This is a genomic window from Aeromonas sp. sif2416 (genome assembly GCF_019218665.1).
Taxonomy (GTDB): domain Bacteria; phylum Pseudomonadota; class Gammaproteobacteria; order Enterobacterales; family Aeromonadaceae; genus Aeromonas; species Aeromonas encheleia.
Window position 1 is genome coordinate 105,659 of record NZ_JAHUXC010000006.1, and the last position, 18,915, is coordinate 124,573.

At 64.5% G+C, this 18,915-nt stretch carries 13 protein-coding genes and 1 riboswitch; of the genes, 7 read left to right on the forward strand and 6 right to left on the reverse strand.

The features are described 5' to 3' along the window. Positions 1–71: 71 nt before the first annotated feature. The 4 genes from KW821_RS13190 (at position 72) to KW821_RS13205 (ending at position 11,922) form a co-directional block, all read left to right on the forward strand. Positions 72–3,545, forward strand: coding sequence for a PAS domain-containing hybrid sensor histidine kinase/response regulator (locus tag KW821_RS13190; RefSeq protein ID WP_218291765.1), 3,474 nt, complete (start codon positions 72–74; stop codon positions 3,543–3,545). Between the two features lie 228 nt (positions 3,546–3,773). Continuing rightward, a riboswitch (cyclic di-GMP riboswitch) is annotated at positions 3,774–3,860 on the forward strand. Between the two features lie 110 nt (positions 3,861–3,970). Beyond that, positions 3,971–6,571, forward strand: a complete 2,601-nt coding sequence (locus KW821_RS13195; protein ID WP_218291766.1) for a glycosyl hydrolase family 18 protein — start codon at positions 3,971–3,973, stop codon at positions 6,569–6,571. 131 nt (positions 6,572–6,702) lie between these two features. Then, on the forward strand, positions 6,703–9,372 hold the full coding sequence (locus KW821_RS13200) for a carbohydrate-binding protein (protein ID WP_218291767.1): 2,670 nt from the start codon (positions 6,703–6,705) through the stop codon (positions 9,370–9,372). A 168-nt stretch (positions 9,373–9,540) separates the two neighbouring features. After that, the gene (locus KW821_RS13205) at positions 9,541–11,922 is read left to right on the forward strand and encodes a M66 family metalloprotease (RefSeq protein WP_371317611.1); all 2,382 of its coding nucleotides are present in this window, start codon (positions 9,541–9,543) and stop codon (positions 11,920–11,922) included. A 116-nt stretch (positions 11,923–12,038) separates the two neighbouring features. On the opposite strand, the gene KW821_RS13210 is transcribed toward KW821_RS13205, so the two are convergent. Beyond that, entirely contained in the window at positions 12,039–12,839 is an 801-nt protein-coding gene (locus KW821_RS13210) for a putative RNA methyltransferase (protein ID WP_218291769.1), read from the reverse strand. Positions 12,840–12,967: 128 nt separating this feature from the next. Next, positions 12,968–13,606: a cAMP-activated global transcriptional regulator CRP gene (crp, locus tag KW821_RS13215; RefSeq protein WP_025328082.1), complete on the reverse strand. Its 639-nt coding sequence runs from the start codon at positions 13,604–13,606 to the stop codon at positions 12,968–12,970. A 358-nt stretch (positions 13,607–13,964) separates the two neighbouring features. Here crp and KW821_RS13220 point away from each other — a divergent pair, with 358 nt between their 5' ends. Both KW821_RS13220 and KW821_RS13225 read left to right on the forward strand, forming a co-directional pair. Further along, positions 13,965–14,369 (forward strand): OsmC family protein, encoded by a 405-nt coding sequence (locus KW821_RS13220; RefSeq protein WP_042654207.1) that lies wholly within the window; start codon positions 13,965–13,967, stop codon positions 14,367–14,369. 48 nt (positions 14,370–14,417) lie between these two features. Further along, a complete protein-coding gene (locus KW821_RS13225) occupies positions 14,418–14,717 on the forward strand; it encodes a hypothetical protein (protein WP_042654206.1) in 300 nt (99 codons plus the stop codon). A gap of 76 nt (positions 14,718–14,793) precedes the next feature. Here KW821_RS13225 and KW821_RS13230 read toward each other — a convergent pair whose 3' ends face one another. The 3 genes from KW821_RS13230 to KW821_RS13240 all read right to left on the reverse strand — a co-directional run bounded on the left by KW821_RS13230 (position 14,794) and on the right by KW821_RS13240 (position 16,703). Then, positions 14,794–15,324, reverse strand: a complete 531-nt coding sequence (locus KW821_RS13230; protein WP_218291770.1) for a DUF4136 domain-containing protein — start codon at positions 15,322–15,324, stop codon at positions 14,794–14,796. Between the two features lie 15 nt (positions 15,325–15,339). Further along, positions 15,340–16,209 carry a phosphoribulokinase gene (locus KW821_RS13235; RefSeq protein WP_042654204.1) on the reverse strand — a complete coding sequence of 290 codons (870 nt, stop codon included), beginning with the start codon at positions 16,207–16,209 and terminating at the stop codon, positions 15,340–15,342. 251 nt (positions 16,210–16,460) lie between these two features. Next, the gene (locus tag KW821_RS13240; RefSeq protein ID WP_042654203.1) at positions 16,461–16,703 is read right to left on the reverse strand and encodes a YheU family protein; all 243 of its coding nucleotides are present in this window, start codon (positions 16,701–16,703) and stop codon (positions 16,461–16,463) included. Between the two features lie 89 nt (positions 16,704–16,792). Between KW821_RS13240 and KW821_RS13245 the strand changes: the two genes are divergently transcribed. Continuing rightward, positions 16,793–17,944 (forward strand): GGDEF domain-containing protein, encoded by a 1,152-nt coding sequence (locus KW821_RS13245; protein ID WP_218291771.1) that lies wholly within the window; start codon positions 16,793–16,795, stop codon positions 17,942–17,944. Here the strand turns inward: KW821_RS13245 and KW821_RS13250 are convergent. Continuing rightward, complete coding sequence (locus KW821_RS13250; protein WP_218291772.1) at positions 17,926–18,909, reverse strand: hydrolase; 984 nt, start codon at positions 18,907–18,909, stop codon at positions 17,926–17,928. The genes KW821_RS13245 and KW821_RS13250 overlap by 19 nt on opposite strands. Positions 18,910–18,915: the final 6 nt, after the last annotated feature.

Below are 18,915 nucleotides of genomic sequence, written 5' to 3' on the forward strand. Positions count from 1 at the left end.
GCATGACAGGAGTCCGCCGTCTCTCTAGACTGGCGTGGCTTTCAACACATCTGGACAAGGGAAGTATGTAGATGCACCAAGGATGGCTGCTGATCGGGTTGTCGCTCGCCTATCTGGGATTGTTGTTCCTGATCGCCTTCGTGGCGGACAAGAACAAGCGCCGTCGCCTCAAGGGGCAGCCCCTGCTCTACAGCCTGTCGCTGGCGGTCTACTGCACCTCCTGGACCTTCTTCGGCACCGTCGGCCAGGCCAGCGAATCCCCCTGGTCGCCGGTGCCCATCTACCTCGGCCCCATGCTGGTGTTCCTGTTTGGCTGGCGCCTGCTGGCCCGCCTCATCCTGGTGGCCAAGCGCGAGCACATCACCTCCATCGCCGACTTCATCGCCGCCCGCTATGGCAAGTCCCAGCGCCTCGCCATGGTGATCAGCCTGATCGCCATCATGGGGATACTTCCCTACCTGGTGCTGCAGCTCAAGGCGATCGTCACCGGGCTGGATCTGCTGATGGCCAACTCTGTGCCCGTCGGTACCCTGGGGTCGACCGCCAGCAGCAGCGCCGGGCTGGCCCTCGGCGTCGCCCTGCTGCTGGCGCTGTTCAGCATCTTGTTCGGCACCCGCAACCTGGATGCCACCGAGCATCACCGCGGCATGGTGGTGGCCATCGCCTTCGAGTCCGTGGTCAAGCTGCTCGCCTTCATGGGGGTGGGGGGCTTCGCGCTCTGGCTCATCATCGCTAAGCCGAGCCCGGTCCGCAGCCAGGTGACCGACGACTTTCTCGATGCCGTGGTGGCGGTCACGCCGGGCAGCCTGCTGGAGCTCGCCATCTATACCCTGGTCGCCATGTGCGCCGTCATCTGTCTGCCACGCCAGTTCCACGTGACTGTGGTGGAGAACAACCAGGGTCAGGATCTGCACTGGGCGCGCTGGCTGTTCCCGCTCTACCTGTTCCTGATGGGGCTCTTCATCTGGCCGCTGGCGCTGGCGGGCAAGCAGTGGGTCGGGGCCGGCATGGCCTCGGATACCTATGTCATCAGCCTGCCGATGTCGCTCGGCTACGACGGCATGGCGATGTTGGCGTTCCTCGGCGGCACCTCGGCGGCCACCGGCATGGTGATCGTCTGCACAATCGCCCTGGCCATCATGGTCAGCAACGATCTGGTGCTGCCGGTGCTGCTGCGCCGCTTCTGGCAGCAGGGGCGGGACGAGCGGCTGGTGCGCCTGCTGCTGCAGGTACGCCGTGGCGCCATCCTACTGATCCTGCTGGCGGCCTGGGCGCTCTACCTCTGGCTCGGGGATCTCACCAGCCTGTCGCGCATCGGCTACCTGTCGTTTGGCGCCGTGGCCCAGTTCGCCCCGGCGCTGTTGCTCGGCCTCTACTGGCGCCACGGCAACCGCAAGGGGGTCTACCTTGGCCTGGCGCTCGGGGTCAGCCTCTGGTTCATCACCCTGCTGGCGGAGAGCGGCCTGCTGGCGGGCTCACCGCTGGAGGCGCTGCTGGCGCCCCCTGACTGGCCCGCGTTCAGGGATCTGAGCCTGGGTGCCTGGTGCATCTTCCTGAGCCTGCTGCTCAACCTGCTCGGCTACGTGGCGGGCTCCCTGCTGTCGCGGGCGGCGGTGAGCGAGCGGCTGCAGGCGGCGAACTTCGTCGGCAAGCCGAGCCGGGATACCACGGCGCTCTATCAGGCGCGGGTCTCGGTCAAGGAGCTGGAGATGCTGGCGGCCCGCTTCGTCGGCTCGAGCCGGGTCAAGCGAGCCTTCGGTCGCTTCGCCGGCGAGCGCGGCGGCACCCTGGCGCCCCAGATGCAGGCGTCGGCGGAGCTGATCGCCCACACCGAGCGGCTGCTGGCGGGGGTGTTCGGCACCTCGTCAGCCCGGCTGGTGCTGGCCTCGGCCCTGCAGGGGCGCAACATGCAGCTCGAGGAGATCGCCACCATAGTGGACGAGGCCTCAGACGTGTTCCGCTTCAACCGGGGGCTGCTGCAGGGGGCCATAGAGCACATGGGGCAGGGCATCTCGGTGGTGGACAGGGAGCTCAAGCTGGTGGCCTGGAACCGGCGCTACATAGAGCTGTTCCACTACCCGACCGGTCTCATCCAGGTGGGGCGATCCATCGAGGAGATCATCCGCTACAACGCCGAGCAGGGGCTGTGCGGTGCGGGCGAGATCGAGGCCCATGTGGCGCGGCGGGTCGCCTTCATGCAGCGTGGCAGCCCCCATGTCTCGGCGCGGGAGCGGCCGGATGGGCGGGTGATCGAGATGCAGGGCAACCCCATGCCAGCCGGCGGTTTCGTGATGACCTTTACCGACATCACCCCGTTTCGGGCGGCGGAGCGGGTGCTGCGCGAAGCCAACGAGCACCTGGAGGCGCGGGTGGCCGAGCGCACCCACGAGCTGTCCGAGCTGAACCGTCAGCTGCTCTCGGTGAACCAGCAGGTGGAGCGGGCCAATCACTCCAAGAGCCGCTTCCTGGCGGCGGTGAGCCACGATCTGACCCAGCCCCTCAACGCCGCCAAGCTGTTCACCTCCTCCCTGCTGGAGATGCTGCCCCAGGCGGGGGAGCAGGCCCGCATAGCCCGCCACATCGACGATGCGCTGGGGGCGACCGAGGATCTCATCACCGATCTGCTCGACATCTCGCGGCTCGAGGCGGGCAAGTTCAAGGCCAGGAAGCTCGATTTCGCCCTGAGCGACGTGTTCGACAACCTCAAGGCGGAGTTCGGGGTGCTGGCCCAGGCGAGCGACATCCAGTTCTCGGTGGTGGAGAGCAGGCTGGCCGTGTACAGCGACGTGCGCCTGCTGCGGCGGGTGCTGCAGAACTTCCTCACCAATGCGTTTCGCTACAACCCGGCCGGCCGGGTGCTGCTCGGCTGTCGCCGGCTGGGGGACAAGGTGCGCATCGAGGTGTGGGACAACGGCCCCGGCATTCCCGTCGACAAGCAGGAGGCCATCTTCGACGAGTTCTCCCGCCTCGATCACTCGCGCACCGCCAGGGAGCAGGGACTGGGGCTGGGGCTCGCCATCGCCCGCGGCATCTCGCTGGTCCTGGGCCACCCGCTCTCCCTGCGCAGCTGGCCGGAGGCGGGCTCGGTGTTTGCCATCACCCTCAACCTCGCGACCCGGCCTGTGACGCCCGTGCTGGTGGCGGCGCCCGCCCCGCGCGACAGTCAGCTGGAGGGGGTCAGGATCCTCTGCATCGACAACGAGGACGATATTCTCACCGCCATGCACTCCCTGCTGGGGCGCTGGGGCTGCGAGGTGCGCTGCGCCCAGAGCCTGGTGCAGGCGGAGGCGCTCATCACCGATGGCTTCCAGCCCCAGCTGGTGCTCTCCGATTATCACCTGGATGACGGCAAGACCGGGCTGCAGGCGCTGCACATGATCCGGCTGGCCCATGGCAACGGCATCGGCGGCATCATCATCAGCGCGGATCGCAAGAGCGAGTTGCAGGCGCAGATCCGCGAGCACGGTTACGGTTATGTCAGCAAACCGGTCAAGCCGCTCAAGCTGCGGGCGCTGATGAACAGCTTGCTGTTACCTGTACGCTGATCAGATTGTCGGGGCCAGGACAGTGAGCCAACTCACAGAATTAATCGCCGACAGGCCGAGTCGGGAGTAATCACTTCATCTACTTATTGGGGGTGTTGCGGGCGGTTCTCTGCATAATCGCGGCCAACTAGCAATAGTGAGTCCCATTCACTGTCATTTTTACTAGGTGGCGCGGGTCACGCGCTCATCTATAGTCATTCGGCGATTATTTTCATCGCAAATCAAGTTGTGCAAAAAAGGCAAACCGGATGAAAGTCCGGGACGCAAAGCCTCCGGTCTAAGGGTCAGAGTACCTAGGATAGCGGGGCCACCACAGGTTGTTTCGTCCATGGGCCAAGCCATGGTGCGATGTCGTCTGCGTTACCTGGCCGGTTGCGTTGCCTTTTTTCGTTGTTTATTCCAAAAACGAAAAAGGATGTTCACCTATGTTAAGTCCAAAACCTTCCCTGCTGGCGCTCCTGGTCGGGGGGCTCTGCACCACCTCCGCCTTTGCCGCGCTCCCCGGCAAACCCACCATCGGCTGGGGCGAAACCAAGTTCGCCATCGTCGAGGTGGATCAAGCCGCCACCTCCTACAACAAGCTGGTCAAGGTCCACGCCGATGGCGCCCCGGTCAGCGTGACCTGGAACCTCTGGTCCGGCGAGCTGGGCCAGACCGCCAAGGTGCTGCTCGATGGCAACGAGGTCTGGTCCGGCGCGGCCTCTGCCGCCGGCACCGCGAACTTCAAGGTGACCAAGGGGGGGCGCTATCAGATGCAGGTCGCGCTCTGCAACGCCGAGGGCTGTACCCTCTCCGACAAGAAAGAGATCCTGGTGGCCGACACCGACGGCAGCCACCTGGTGCCGCTCAAGGCGCCGCTGCAGGAGAACAACAAGCCTTACGCCAACAAGTCCGGCAAGGTGGTCGGTGCCTACTACGTGGAGTGGGGCGTCTATGGCCGCAAGTTCACCGTGGACAAGATCCCGGCCCAGAACCTGACCCACATCCTCTACGGCTTCACCCCCATCTGCGGCGGCAATGGCATCAACGACAGCCTCAAGGAGATCTCCGGCAGCTTCGAGGCGCTGCAGCGCTCCTGTGCCGGGCGGGAGGACTTCAAGGTCTCGATCCACGATCCCTGGGCCGCCATCCAGATGCCGCAGGGTAACCTCTCCGCCTTTGACGAGCCCTACAAGGGCAACTTCGGCAACCTGATGGCGCTCAAGAAGGCCAACCCCGATCTCAAGATCCTCCCCTCGGTGGGGGGCTGGACCCTGTCCGATCCCTTCTTCTTCTTCGGTGACAAGAGCAAGCGCGACCTCTTCGTGGCATCCATGAAGGAGTACCTGCAAACCTGGAAGTTCTTCGACGGGGTGGATATCGACTGGGAGTTCCCGGGCGGCCAGGGGGCCAACCCCAGCCTGGGTGGCCCGAACGATGGCGCTACCTATGTGGCGCTGATGAAGGAGCTGCGCGCCATGCTCGATGAGCTGGAGGCCAGCACCGGCCGTCAGTACGAGTTGACCTCGGCCATCAGCGCCGGTGGCGACAAGATTGCCAAGGTCGATTATCAGGCGGCCCAGCAGTACATGGACCACATCTTCCTGATGAGTTACGACTTCAGCGGCGCCTTCGACCTGCAGAATCTGGCCCACCAGACCAACCTGTTCGCATCCAGCTGGGATGCCAACACCAAGTACACCACCGACAAGGGCGTCAGGGCGCTGCTCGGCCAGGGGGTCACCCCGGGCAAGATAGTGGTCGGGGCGGCCATGTATGGCCGTGGCTGGAGCGGGGTGAACGGCTACCAGGCCGGCAACCCCTTCACCGGCAGTGCCACCGGCCCCATCAAGGGCACCTGGGAGAATGGCGTGGTGGATTACCGCGACATCGTCAACAACCGCATGGGTGCCGGCTGGGAGCAGGGCTATGACGAGACGGCCGAGGCGCCTTACGTCTTCAAGGCCAGCACCGGCGAGCTCATCAGCTTCGACAACGACCGCTCGGTCAAGGCCAAGGGGCAGTATGTGCTGGCCAACCAGCTCGGCGGCCTGTTTGCCTGGGAGATCGATGCCGACAACGGCGACATCCTCAACGCCATGCACGAGGGGCTCGGCAACGGGGACGGCGGCACCCTGCCACCGGTAAACAAGCCGCCGGTGGCCAATGCCGGCAGCGATCTGAGCGCCACGGGTCCGGCCGAGGTGACGCTCAATGGCAGCGCCTCCCATGATCCTGAGAACGGGCTGCTTGGCTACAGCTGGAAGCAGGTCTCGGGCCCGCAGGCCAGCCTGCTCGACGCCACTCAGGCCAAGGCCCGGGTGGTGCTCGATGGGGTCAGCGCCGACATCAACCAGGTGTTCGAGCTGACCGTCACCGACGATCAGGGCCTCAAGGCCAGCGATCAGGTGGTGCTGACCAACAAGGCGCCGCAGCCGAACCTGCCCCCCGTGGTGACGGTGCAGGACAAGGTCTCGGTGCAGGCGGGCAAGCAGCTGAGCATCAGTGCCAGCGCCACCGATCCCAACGGTGACAGCCTGAGCTATCAGTGGACTGTGCCGGCCGGTCTCAGCGCCAGCGGCCAGAACAGCAAGACCCTGGTGGTGACGGCCCCGAGCGTGACGGCCAACACGGATTACGAGCTGATCGTCACTGTGACCGACGGCGCCCTGGACAGCCAGGGTCAGACCCGCCTCACCGTGACCCCGGTCAGCGGGGGCGGCGAGTGCAATGCCACCGACCCGGACGCGGTAAACTGGCCCGCCTGGAAGGCCGCGACCACCTACAACGGGGGGGAGAAGGTGAGCCACAACCAGCTGGTGTGGCAGGCCAAGTACTGGACCCAGGGCAATGAACCTAGCCGCACCGCGGATCAGTGGAAGCTGATCAGCCAGGTACAGCTCGGCTGGGATGCCGGCGTGGCCTACAACGCCGGTGACCTGACCACTCACAACGGTCACAAGTGGAAGGCCCAGTACTGGACCAAAGGCAATGAGCCCGGCAAGCACGATGTCTGGCTGGATCAGGGCGCAGCCAGCTGCCCTTGATCCACAAAGGGGCGCGCGCCGCGCGCCCCTTTTTCCCATCGCAACGAGGATGCGGTTCGCCATCGGCGGATCGGCTGCGTTGCGCCGCAGGCACCAGGGTGCGCTGCGGTCGAAATTGAAGGATGTATGCAATGATAAAAACAAGAAAAATGCACAGCCTGGCGCTCGCCATGCTGGCCGTGGGAACCGGCGCTATGGCACAGCAGAATTCCATCACCGGGGAGTGGCGCATGGATCAGGCGCCACCACGGATCTACAACCAGCAGGCCTGGGTCAATAACTTCGCCCTGCAACTGCCGCTCGGGGCGACCTTCGCCCCCCACATGACCGCCTGGGACGAGAACGATGGCGATCTCAGCGCCCGTATCAAGCAGCTCGGCACAGTGAACACCCAGCAGGTCGGCAGCTATCTGGCCAAGTACGAGGTGCGCGATAACGGCTTGCCCGATGGGAATGGTTATGTGGGTGTGGGGGCAGGCACCACCACGTTTTCATTGCCCGTCACCGTCTATGATCCCGCCGTGGTCATCCCGAGCGAAACCCAGCAGTTGGGTACCCTCTGGCAGGAGGCCCCCATGGCCGCGGGCATCTTGAAGTTTGGTCCCGGCCAGAGCCTGAGCCGGGACATCAAGGTGGCCTCGTCCGGGCATCCCCTGAGTGGGGATGCGCTGGAGGTCACCCTGTTCAGGGTGCAGGAGGGGCTCTGGGGCGGCAACAACCGTCAGTTCAGCCTGCGTCTCACCGACAAGGAGAGCGGTGAACTCGCCTACGAGGGCGGCGTCCTGCTCGGTTCAGGCAAGGTGTTGACCCCGACCGCCCCCATCAAGCTGCGGGCCGATCGGGACTATGAGTTCCGCCTGACCTATGTCTCCGGCCCGAGCGAACAGGGCTTTCGTGCCAACGAGGAGAACGAGCTCTGGTTGACGGCCGAGGGGCAGCAGACGCGGGAGGCGAACCCCTATGCCCAGGTGCTGCCCGATCCGGCCAACAAGCTGGCCTTCGACCCGGGCTTGGGCTCTGACATGAAGCAGAAGCTGCTCAGCAGCCGGGGCGAACCGGAGGCGCTGTTGATCGGCAAGGTGGCGGGCCCGCAGCCGGTGACCCTGAGTTATCGCATCGCCAACCCCGCGCTGGCGAGCCTGCAGCTGGTGCAGGGCGAGACCCAGGATCGGCTGCAACTGCAGGGGCTGGCGGCGGGGGAGACCTGGCTCGAGATCCTGGCAGACGATCGGCTGGTGGAGCAGGTGCGGCTGTTCATCACAGCCCCCAAGGAGGTCAGCGTCTCCTACAGCTATATCGCCTTCCCCGGTGAGCGTCAGAGCCACCTGTGGGACGACGGCGCCACCATCATGGCGGACATGAGCCGCCGCTATGCCCCCTACAACATCAGCCTCAGCTGGGTGGACAACGGCGTGCTGGTGCACGAGTGGGACAAGAATGGCAATGGCCAGTCCAACGAGGCCGACCGCTCCGAGTCGGAGGCCCCATTTAACGAGGGCTGGATCCCGAACGCGGATCGGGTCTTCTCCAACCTCTATGTGCTGCGCGGCTACAAGGATGACGCCAGGGCGTGCAGCAGCATGGGAGGGGCCTCCTCCATCGGCATGGGGGCCGACAGCGGTGCGCCGCGCGCGGGCTACCGGAGCGCCTGCCCTGGCAACCATGCCGTCTATGGTCAGTCGATCACCCTGAGCCACGAGCTGGGCCACAACCTGGGGTTGTGGCACACGGGAGACGAGCCTTATCGGGAGAGCAACCTCATGACCGGAGGCCGCTTCGAGGGGGTCTTCTTTGGCTACCAGTGGCGCACCATGCACCAGACCATAGAGGCGAGGATAGCGGCCGGCGATGCCGGGGTGAGCGAGCGCAATGACGAACCCGAGCTGCCGCCACCTGCGGTCAATCTGCCGCCCCTGGCCAACGCCGGCGGCGATCTGAGCACCAGGGGCCCGGCCGAGCTGGTGCTCGACGGCGCCGCCTCCAGGGATCCGGAGAACGGTGCCCTGCGCTACCACTGGCAGCAGGTCGCCGGTCCGCAGGCGTCGCTGAGGGATGCCGAGCAGGCGCAAGCCAGGCTGAGCCTGGGCACAGTCGCTCAGGATACCCAGCTGGCGTTCGAGCTGCGCGTCACCGACGAGCAGGGGCTGGCGGCCGTGGATCGCATGGAGGTGAGCCACCAGGCGCCACCGCCTAACCTGCCGCCCGTGCTGGCCGCGCTGGCGCCCGTCTCGGTGCAAGCGGGCCAGCAGCTGAGCCTTACCGCCAGCGCCACAGATCCCAACGGTGATGCGCTCAGCTACCAGTGGACTGTGCCGGCCGGCCTCAGTGCCAGCGGCCAGAACGGCGCCACCCTGGTGGTGACGGCCCCGAGCGTGAGTGTGGTGACCGAGTATGAGCTGACCGTCACGGTGACAGATGGCGCCCTGGACAGCCAGGGCCAGACCCGTCTCACCGTGACGCCGCTCGGCGGGGGCGGCGAGTGCAACGGCACCGATCCGGACGCGGCCAACTGGCCCGCCTGGCAGAGCGGCAAGGTCTACAACGGTGGCGACAGGGTGAGCCACAACCAGCTGGTGTGGCAGGCCAAGTACTGGACCCAGGGCAACGAGCCGCGCCGCGCCGCGGATCAGTGGGCGCTGCTCAGCCAGGTCCTGCTCGGCTGGGATGCCGGCGTGGCCTACGGTGGGGGAGAGCTCAGCACCCACAACGGCCGCAAATGGAAAGCCAGGTACTGGACCAAGGGCAACGAGCCCGGCCGGCACGCTGTCTGGCAAGATCTGGGGGCGGCCAGCTGCCCCTGATCCCAAGGGGGTGTGCGTCGCACACCCCTTTCCCCACCGTGGCATCCCGGCAAGAGCGCCCTCAGGCCGCTCCCGCACGGGGCACGGATGTGGCGGGTGACCCCTTCGCTTGCAAGATTCCTACAACAGGGCATGTGGACATGCCCCATAACAATGAGCACCACGACAATGAAAATAACTCACATAGCCAGCCTGATCATGACGACGCTGGCGAGCGGCCCCCTGCTGGCCGCGGTTCAGGCTCCTACCGTTCAGGCACCCACGGTTCAGCTATTCAATACCCAGCCCGCGCTCAACGATCTGCAAGGCACGCTGGCGGCGCAGGTGCAGTTTGCCCAGAGCCAGATCCTGCCGTCCCATGCCGTTGAGGGGGACAACCAGCCAAGGCTGACGGCCCTGCGCAAGAGCCTGCTGCTGGTCAGACCCCTGCAAGCCGAGAGCGGCGTGCCGATGACGGTGACGGCGCGAGATGGCGCGGGGCAAACGCTCGGCACCCTGGCCCTCAACCCGCCTGAGCAACTGCCGAAGACGGCCTATTACCTCGACGGCTCGCCGGAGGAGGGGGTCGACTTCACCCCGGGGGCCGGCACCACCAATGTCATTCGCAGCAGCGCCGAGCTGGCCCGGCTGAGCGATCCGGCCGGGGCCTTGCTGCTCGAGCGGTTGGGGCAACATGCCCTGGTGGAGATCCAGACCGCCGACGGCCAGTGGGTCAGAGACATGCGGCTGCCGGGCGGGGCGGCGCTGGAGGGCAAGATGGTGCGTACCCGCTCCAATGCCGGTTATAACTCGACCGTCCACTACAGCGGCCGCCAGGTGACGCTCTCCCGTGGCCAGACCCTGCAGTTCAAATTCGCCGGGGGCCAGTGGATCCGGGACGGGGAGCTTGAGAACAACGGCATCCGCTATGCGAGCGACGCCTGGAGCGCCGTGCTGCCCGCCGACTGGATCCGGCCAGGCCTGGCCTTGCAACTCAGCCAGGGGGCCCTCAGCGGCGAGCTGACGGATCTGCAGGTCGGGGCCCCGAGTGAGCTGCTCATTCACACCATTGACCTCGGCATGCTGACCACACCCCGCGACCAGTTTGCCTTCGCCAAGGATCCCGAGGCCCATCGCGAGTACTTCCAGACGGTGCCCACCAGCCGGCTGATCGTTAGCCAGTATGCCCCCTTGTCGCTGCCTGAAGTCATGCTGCCGGATGGCACCCTGCTCACCGATTTCGATCCCAGTCAGGGCGGCTGGCACGAGGGCACCATGCGCCAGCGCATCGGCAAGGAGCTCATCTCTCTGGGCATCGACAACGCCAACTACGGCATCAACAGCACCGCCGGGGAGGGGGAGAGCAGCCATCCCTATGTAGTGGCGCAGCTCGCGGCCCACAACAGCCGCGGCAAGTACGCCAATGGGGTGCAGGTGCACGGTGGCTCGGGCGGGGGCGGCATAGTCACCCTGGACAGCTCGCTCGGCAACGAATTCAGCCACGAGGTGGGTCACAACTATGGCCTCGGCCACTATGTCGGCGGCTTCCTGGGCTCGGTGCACCGCAGCGCGGAGGCGGTCAACTCGAGCTGGGGTTGGGATGGGGATCGCAACCGCTTCATCCCCAACTTCGGGGCCACCCGCACCGGCCAGAGCACCTGCCTCGACGGCCAGTGCCAGGCCCCCTTCGACGAGCACCCGTTCGGCTTCGACGCCATGGCGGGCGGGTCGCCATTCTCCAGCTTCAACCGCTTCACCCTCTACAGCCCGAACTCGGCCGCCATCATCCAGCGCTTCCTCGAGAGCAAGGCGGTGTTCGATGCCGGCTCGCCGACCGGGTTCAGCAAGTGGAATGCCGCCACGGCCAGGATGGAGCCCTACCAGCACAGGGTCGATCTGCTGGAGCAGATCACCGCGCCGGTCAGCGACTTGAGCGAGGCGAAGCTGACGGCCCTGCTGGCGGAGTACGATCTGGTCAGGGTCGCCATGGGGGATGGCAACTGGACGCGCAACATCCAGATGCCGCCCGCGGCGACTGGGAATGCGGGGCGCACCCTGACCGTCGAGCACGGCGCCGCCTACAACAGCACCCTCTTCATCAACGGTCAGCAGATCACCGTCTCCCGTGGCTTCAAGAAGAGCTACACCTCGGACGGCAGCCGCTGGAACGAGGGGCCGCTGGTGGATCTGCGGGTGCCGCGCAAGCCGCAGGCGTTCGGGGTGCCGGTGACCACCCTGGTGGGCTATTACGATCCGCGCGGGCTCTTGCCCAGCTATATCTACCCGGCGCTGCACGGCGCCTATGGCTTCAGTTACGGCGATGACACGGGGCGGGTGGCGGAGCGCGACTGCCAGCTGCAGGTGGAGACCCGTGATGGCCTGCTGCGCTTCCGGCTGGCCAATCATCGCCTCAATGGCGGCGTGATGAACAAGTTCCACATAAACCTGCCCACGGCCAGCGAGCCGAGCAGCGTCGCCGTGCTATGCGCCAGCCAGGTGCTGGATCAGGCGTCGATCCCGGCGACGGGCGAGGCGCTCTCCTTCACCGTCAACGGGCGTCCTCTCGAATGAGGCGCATCTCCCTCGTTCCCGTGGGGAGCTGCCTGTGTCAGCGGCGCTGTCGATGTGCATGCCCGTGAAATAAAAAAGGCCCGTCAGGGCCTTTTTTCATGGGGGAGGGGATGCGCTTAGAGCGGCTTCTGCCACAGGCCCAGCAACACATCCTGCTCCAGCTCATCCGGTCCCTGGTGGGTGAAGGCGTGGCGCTGCTCACCGCCGGCCCGCCAGCCGAGGCGGCTGGTTTCCAGGATGTGGCCGCGCAGGCCCTGATCCATGGTCATGGAGAACTGGCAGCGCTGCTGCTCAACCGGGTTGAGGCCCGCCAAGGTCGGCCAGCTGAGGGGGTGCTCCATGCTCACCGGGTTGAGGCTGACCCTCAGCTGCCACTGGTGGCGGGGGCCCGGCTGCAGGTAGAGCAGGTAGCCGCCCGGTGCCAGCCAGCTGACCAGCTGCTCGGTCTTGACCTTGAGATCGTTGACCAGCAGCACCTGGGCCGTGCCGGCTTGCAGCGGGGCGCGGGCCGGATCGGCGATGACGAAGTGGCCGTCCGGCTGCGCCTTGTTGGCGGCGAAGATGGCGTTCTTGGCGAGATCGATCCCGCCGAAGCGCCAGCCGGGCAGGCGCTCGGCCAGGGCGCGGCAGTAATAGCCCTCGCCGCAGCCGAGGTGGATCAGCTCATGAGTGCCGAGCGGTGCCAGCAGGGCACTCATCGCCTCGATCAACGGCAGCTGGTGGCCCTGTTCCAGGAAGTGGCGCTTGGCCCGCATCAGCATGCGGCTATCGCTGTCCTTGGGATCCTTCTTGCCGGGGATGAGGTCGAGATAACCCTCGGGCGCCGGGTCAAAATGGTGTTTGTTGTCGCAATAGACCCCACGGGAGGCTTCGTGAAGATGCAGGGGGCTGCGGCACAGGGGGCATTGAAGATGCATAGGCGTAGGTACTCTCTTGGCGAAGGCCATGAAACGGGAGGGCGTTCGGGATTATAGGGGAAGATGATCGAAAAAGGCTGCCGTGGCAGCCTTTTATCTGACGGCTCTGGACGGAGCCTTGGATCCGATCAGCGGGTACCAAACACCACTATGGTCTTGCCGTGGGCGGAGATGAGCTCCTGCTCCTCCAGCATCTTGAGGATGCGGCCGACGGTTTCGCGAGAGCAACCGACGATCTGGCCGATCTCCTGGCGGGTGATCTTGATCTGCATGCCATCCGGGTGGGTCATGGCATCCGGCTGCTTGGCCAGGTTGAGCAGGGTCTGGGCGATCCGGCCGGTCACGTCCAGGAAGGCGAGGTTGCCGACTTTTTGGCTGGTGTGTTGCAGGCGCTTGGCCATCTGGCCGGAGAGGCGCAGCAGGATATCCGGGTTGACCTGGATCAGCTGGCGGAATTTCTTGTAGGAGATCTCGGCGACTTCACAGGCTCCCTTGGCACGTACCCAGGCGGAACGTTCCGGATTCTCGTTCTCTTCGAACATCCCCATCTCGCCCAGGAAATCCCCCTGATTCAGGTAGGACAGGATCATCTCCTTGCCTTCGTCATCCTTGATCAGGACGGCGACTGTTCCCTTGACGATGTAGTAGAGGGTTTCCGCTTTCTCACCGGCGTGGATCAGGGTGCTCTTGGCGGGATACTTATGAATGTGGCAATGCGACAAGAACCACTCCAGGGTGGGATCGCTTTGCGGTTTGCCAATGATCATGAGACTTCCTCTGTAGTGTCTTTTTTATGGACTCGTGCGTCCAGGCAAGTTGCCAGTCTTGCCATTCCTTGTTTGGGTCGCAGTAGGATAAGAGCCTTTGTCTGTGCTGACAAGGCTTTGGGGACTTTTGCCCGTCGCCCTTGCTTCGTTCTGCTGCGCCATCCCGGTCATTCTAGGCAAGATGAGGGGGCTGGATGTTGATTTCGATCTATTTACGACAGGGTCTGTCGAGCTTTCGGCGCAAGCTGCGATCTGACGAGAGATCTGACCCTGTGCAAGAGAATCGACTGTGCCACTCGGACCCTGGCTGAGGTATGCTATGAGCGTTAGAACCGTTGTCATTGAGAGGAAATGTGAGATGAAAGCCAAGGTCAGCTGGGTGGAAGGCATGAAGTTTGTGGGCGAGAGCGAGTCCGGTCATCAGGTGACTCTGGACGGCGCCAACCCGGGCGAAGGTGCCAGCCCGATGGAGATGATCCTGCTGGCGGTCGGTGGTTGCAGCTCCATCGATGTGGTCTCCATTCTGGAGAAGGCTCGTCAGTCCGTGACCGCCTGCCACGTGGAGCTTGCCGGGGAGCGAGCCGAGTCGGTGCCCAGGGTATTCGAGAAGATCCATCTCAACTTCGTCGTGACCGGCAAGGGGCTGGCCGAGAAGCAGGTGGCCCGCGCGGTCGACCTGTCGATGGAAAAGTACTGCTCAGTTTCCCTGATGTTGGAAAAAGCGGTCGAAATTACTCATAGTTATCAAATTCTTGAAGCTTGATAGTTGTAGTTTGTCCCGTCGATAACGCCATGACATAAGGAAAGTGCGATGAAAAAGATGATAATGTTGCTTCCCCTGTTCGGACTGGCCGCCTGCAGCATGCCGCAGCCGACCCAGTATCAATACAGTCAGTATCAGTGTGGGGAAGAGATGTTGGCCATCACCTATGATGCCCAGGCCGACATGGTGCAGTTCCCTTACGCCGGGGTGTATCACAAGCTGGGCCGCATCGAGTCGGCCAAAGATACCGCCAGCTATTCCGATGGGGTGACCACCTTCTCCCATCAGGACAAGCATGCCACCCTGGTGCAAAAAGGCGTGACGCTGCTTAGCTGCGATCTCAAGTAACCGTCATCGGTATCAGCCAGTGTGTGCCAACAACGGCCTGCAACATGCAGGCCGTTGTGCTATGGGGCGAACGGCATCAGCGGGGCAGGGCGCCCAATAATTGCTCGGCCAGCTGCTGGCTCAATTGCTGGCGGGTCGTGTCGTCGATGGGGGTGTCGCTGGCGAGCTGGATGGCGCTGCTCCACAGCGTCTGCTGGGTCTGCCGATCGAGCAGCATGATGGCCAGGGTGCCCTTGCGTGCATCGGCGCCGGCCTGCAGGCCAGGTGTCATGCCGAGGCGGGAGAAGATCTCGCCATCGCTCATGTCCTTGCTGCCCGCCACCCCGATGGCGACCCAGACGTCGGCCTCATCGAGCGGCACGCTCTGCCAGCCCTTGCCGTTGAGATCCCGGCTGACGGCCTGCTGCACCGGCTCCAGCCAGCCCGCCGCACTGTTGCTCGCATACTGGAACTGCTCGGCCAGCGCATAGCGCGGCGTCGCCCCGTAGCGCCAGTTGTCCGCCGGGCGCACCACCATGGTGCCCGTCTCGACGGCGGGGGCGGCGGGGCCCGTGCTGCAACCCGCCAGCAGGCTGGCCAACATGAATGAAAGAAGTGCACCGCGCATCGTAAGCTCCTTGGCTCAGGTGATCTTGCCGGTTTCTAACAGCTGCTGGATCAGGGGGCGCAGGATCAGCTCCATCGCGAAGCCCATCTTGCCCCCCGGCACCACTATGGTGTTCATCCTGGACATGAAGGCGCCATCGATCATCGACAGCAGGTAGGGGAAGTCCACCTGCTTGATGCCCCGAAACCGGATCACCAGCATACTCTCGTCCAGGCTGGGTATCACCTTGGCGCTGAAGGGGTTGGAGGTATCGACGGTCGGTACCCGCTGGAAGTTGATGTGGGTGCGGGAGAACTGCGGCGTGATGAAGTTGATGTAGTCATCCATGGAGCGGACGATGGAGTCGGTGACCGCCTCGCGGGAGTGGCCGCGCTCCGAGGTGTCGCGGATGAGTTTCTGGATCCACTCCAGGTTGACGATGGGCACCACGCCGATGAGAAAGTCCACGTGGCGTGCCACGTTGTGCTCGCCGGTGACCACGCCGCCGTGCAGGCCCTCATAAAACAGCAGATCTGTCTCCCCCGGCAGATCCTGCCAGGGGGTGAAGGTGCCCGGCATCTGGTTGAAGGGCACCGCCTCGTCGAAGCTGTGCAGATAGCGCCGGTACTGGCCGCTGCCGCTCTGGCCGTACTCCTGGAAGAAGGACTCCAGCAGGCCGAAGTCGTTGGCCTCGGGGCCGAAATAGCTGATGTGGCGCCCCTGCTCGCGCGCCTTGCGGATCGCCACGTCCATCTCGGGTCGGGTATAGCGATGAAAACTGTCCCCCTCGACCACGGCCGCCTGATAACCCAGCTGATGAAACATGGATCGGAAGGCATTGGTGGAGGTGGAGGTGCCGGCCCCGGACGAACCGGTAACCGCGATGATGGGATGCTTGGCCGACATAGCGTTCTCTCTTCCTTGGGAGTTCCGTTATAAGGGCAGGGCCGGAGCGCGGTCAAGTGCGCCTTCGATGCCCGGCCGCAGGCATTGGCCGCCCGGGGCCAGCTTCCTGGCTGCGGCAATGGAGTCAGGGGTTGTCGCAGCCTGCGCCGGGCATGGCCCGCTCCCGGCGTCGGCAGGGTATCATTCCCGGTTTGACATCAAGCCTCCGCTGCCTGCCTCCATCCATGTCCCGGTTGAGAACAGGATAGGCGTTATTCCGGGTAGTCTTCCCGTGGTGCACCGCTCAGGGTCGCCTTGGGCACGACGTTGACACTCTCGTGCAGCTCGCTGTAGACGAGCACGGCACTACCTTGTAGTAATTGTTGTCTGACCTCATCAACCTTGTCGGCCAGGCTGACATCTTGTTCACCGTATTCGGTGCCTTCTTGCAAGACAAAATGCTCGAGCAGGTTGTTGAGGGTATCTGGATCCAGCTCTTGCCAGGGGATAATCATGGTTTCATCTTCAGTGACTCGCGTGTGGATATTGTCTGCGTCTCACCCGCAATCGCAAGGGATTTGTGTGGCCAAAAGCGGGAGTGTCTATGCTATCTGCTGAACAGCGCCGCCTCTCCAGTCATTTCGATCAGCACCTGAACGAGGCACGTCGGCGCGCCCTGAAAGCCGGGCTGCGTTGGTACTGGGTCATCAATCTGATCGCCATCCTGTTCTTGCTGACCCGTTTCTACATTTTTCGGGATGCTCACCTGTTGCTCGTCAACGCCCTGCCCTGGTCCTATGAGTGGCAGCTCATCACCATGGCTTGCGTATGTCTGCTGCTACCAATGGGGTGGCTATGGCTCTCCCGACAACCTCATGCCGTCTGGCAACCCTCTCTGTGGGTCTGCGGCCTGTGCTGGGGTATGGCTTGGGCGTCGGTGGGGTATACCATCTCGATCGTCGACTTGAAGGGGGGCTTCAACCTTATCTTCAACATGATCAGCCTGCTGCTGCTGACTGGCCTCATCGCCTCTTATTGCGATGTGCGGCTGTTCTACACGCTGGCGGCGGCCCCCTTGTCTTTTCTGTTGGCACGAGCCTCATGGAGCCCCGAACAGTTCGTCATGCTCAACTTTATTGTGGTCGGGGTGCTGCTGATCGTGCTGGAGACCGGGCGACGGATGCTCAACAGCTGGTTCGAGCTGGCGGTGTCGCGGGAGCATGAGAATCTGGTGCTGGCGCGCAAGCTGGATGCCATGGCCAATCGGGACCCCCTGACCGGGCTCGCCAACCGCCGTCACTTCGATCGGGTCTGCAAGAACGCCATCGCACAAGGTACGACCCTGGAGACGCCGCTCACGCTGATCCTGCTCGACGTGGATTTCTTCAAACGTTACAACGATCACTACGGTCACCAGGCCGGGGATGAGTGTCTGATCCTGGTGGCCGAGTGTCTGGAAGAGAGCGCGCGGGAGTCCGGCGATCTGGTGGCCCGTTACGGCGGAGAGGAGTTTGTGGTGTTGCTGCAAGACACGGATCTGGCGGGCGGCGAGCGGGTCGCCGAGCGCATCCGCCATACCCTGGCGGCTCGCGCCCTGCCCCACGAGGGGTCAGCGGTGGCGCCCCATCTCACCCTGAGTCAGGGCATAGCCCAATGGCGCCAGGGAGAGAGCCTGGTCATGCTGCTCGAGCGGGTGGATGGCGCCCTCTATCAAGCCAAGGGGGAGGGGCGCAACTGCTACCGGCTCGCGCCCTGAGTCTGTTCCCGCAGCCACAGGCTGATCCGCTCCTCCAGCCAGAAGCGGGGCCGCCAGGGGGTGCCGTGCAGGAAGCCCACGTGGCCGCCGCGCCGGCTCAGCTCGTAGCGCACCATGGGGGAGAGTTGCTCAGGTTGCGGGATCACCGCCTGGGACATGAAGGGATCGTCGGCGGCATGGAGCACCAGGGTCGGGATGGGGATGCTGGCCAGCAGGCTGAGGCCGGAGCAGGTCCGGTAGTAGTGATCGGCACTGTCGAAGCCGTGCAGGGGGGCGGTGACCTGTTCGTCGAAGTCGCGCAGGGTGGCGATACGGCTCACCTGCTCCGGCCGCCAGCGGGCACCGGCGGCGCCCTGGTGGCGGATCTTGCTCTGCAGGTTGGCGCGCATGGTGCGCAGCAAGTAGCGCTGATACACCCGTGAGAACCCCTGATTGACCCTATCGGCGCAGCTGGCCAGCTGCAGCGGCGCCGAGATCACCACCGCGGCCGTCAGCTCGCCCGGACAGCCGCGCGCCAGCAGATTGACCAGCATGTTGCCCCCCAGGGAGTAGCCGATGGCGATCATCGGTTTGCCGGGGAAGCGGCGGCCGAGCTCGGCGATCAGCGCCTGCGCATCCTCGATGGCACCGGAGTGATAGGCCCGCAGCAGCCGGTTCGGCTCGCCGCTGCAACCACGAAAGTGCATCAGTACCGCCTCATCCCCCTGCCGCTGCAGGTGGGCAAACAGCCCCTTGGCATAGTGGGAGTGGATGCTGCCCTCCAGGCCGTGAAACAGCACCAGCAGCGGCCGGGCATCCTGGCTGATGGGGCCGCTCCAGGCGAGATCGACGAAATCGCCATCCGCCAGCTCGAACCGCTCGGCCACGAAACGGGCCGGCGCCCGTCGCAGCCACTTCGGCAATATGGTCTGCAGATGGGGATTGCGGGCCCACCAGGGGGCGTGGAAGTGGCTTTCTGTCAGCATGGAACG

Bases quoted from the DNA above. Each gene is read 5' to 3' on its own strand.
- KW821_RS13190 (WP_218291765.1), top strand. From the start codon at position 72: ATGCACCAAGGATGGCTGCTGATCGGGTTGTCGCTCGCCTATCTGGGA.
- KW821_RS13195 (WP_218291766.1), top strand. From the start codon at position 3,971: ATGTTAAGTCCAAAACCTTCCCTGCTGGCGCTCCTGGTCGGGGGGCTC.
- KW821_RS13200 (WP_218291767.1), top strand. From the start codon at position 6,703: ATGATAAAAACAAGAAAAATGCACAGCCTGGCGCTCGCCATGCTGGCC.
- KW821_RS13205 (WP_371317611.1), top strand. From the start codon at position 9,541: ATGAAAATAACTCACATAGCCAGCCTGATCATGACGACGCTGGCGAGC.
- KW821_RS13210 (WP_218291769.1), bottom strand. From the start codon at position 12,839: ATGCATCTTCAATGCCCCCTGTGCCGCAGCCCCCTGCATCTTCACGAA.
- crp (WP_025328082.1), bottom strand. From the start codon at position 13,606: ATGATCATTGGCAAACCGCAAAGCGATCCCACCCTGGAGTGGTTCTTG.
- KW821_RS13220 (WP_042654207.1), top strand. From the start codon at position 13,965: ATGAAAGCCAAGGTCAGCTGGGTGGAAGGCATGAAGTTTGTGGGCGAG.
- KW821_RS13225 (WP_042654206.1), top strand. From the start codon at position 14,418: ATGAAAAAGATGATAATGTTGCTTCCCCTGTTCGGACTGGCCGCCTGC.
- KW821_RS13230 (WP_218291770.1), bottom strand. From the start codon at position 15,324: ATGCGCGGTGCACTTCTTTCATTCATGTTGGCCAGCCTGCTGGCGGGT.
- KW821_RS13235 (WP_042654204.1), bottom strand. From the start codon at position 16,209: ATGTCGGCCAAGCATCCCATCATCGCGGTTACCGGTTCGTCCGGGGCC.
- KW821_RS13240 (WP_042654203.1), bottom strand. From the start codon at position 16,703: ATGATTATCCCCTGGCAAGAGCTGGATCCAGATACCCTCAACAACCTG.
- KW821_RS13245 (WP_218291771.1), top strand. From the start codon at position 16,793: ATGCTATCTGCTGAACAGCGCCGCCTCTCCAGTCATTTCGATCAGCAC.
- KW821_RS13250 (WP_218291772.1), bottom strand. From the start codon at position 18,909: ATGCTGACAGAAAGCCACTTCCACGCCCCCTGGTGGGCCCGCAATCCC.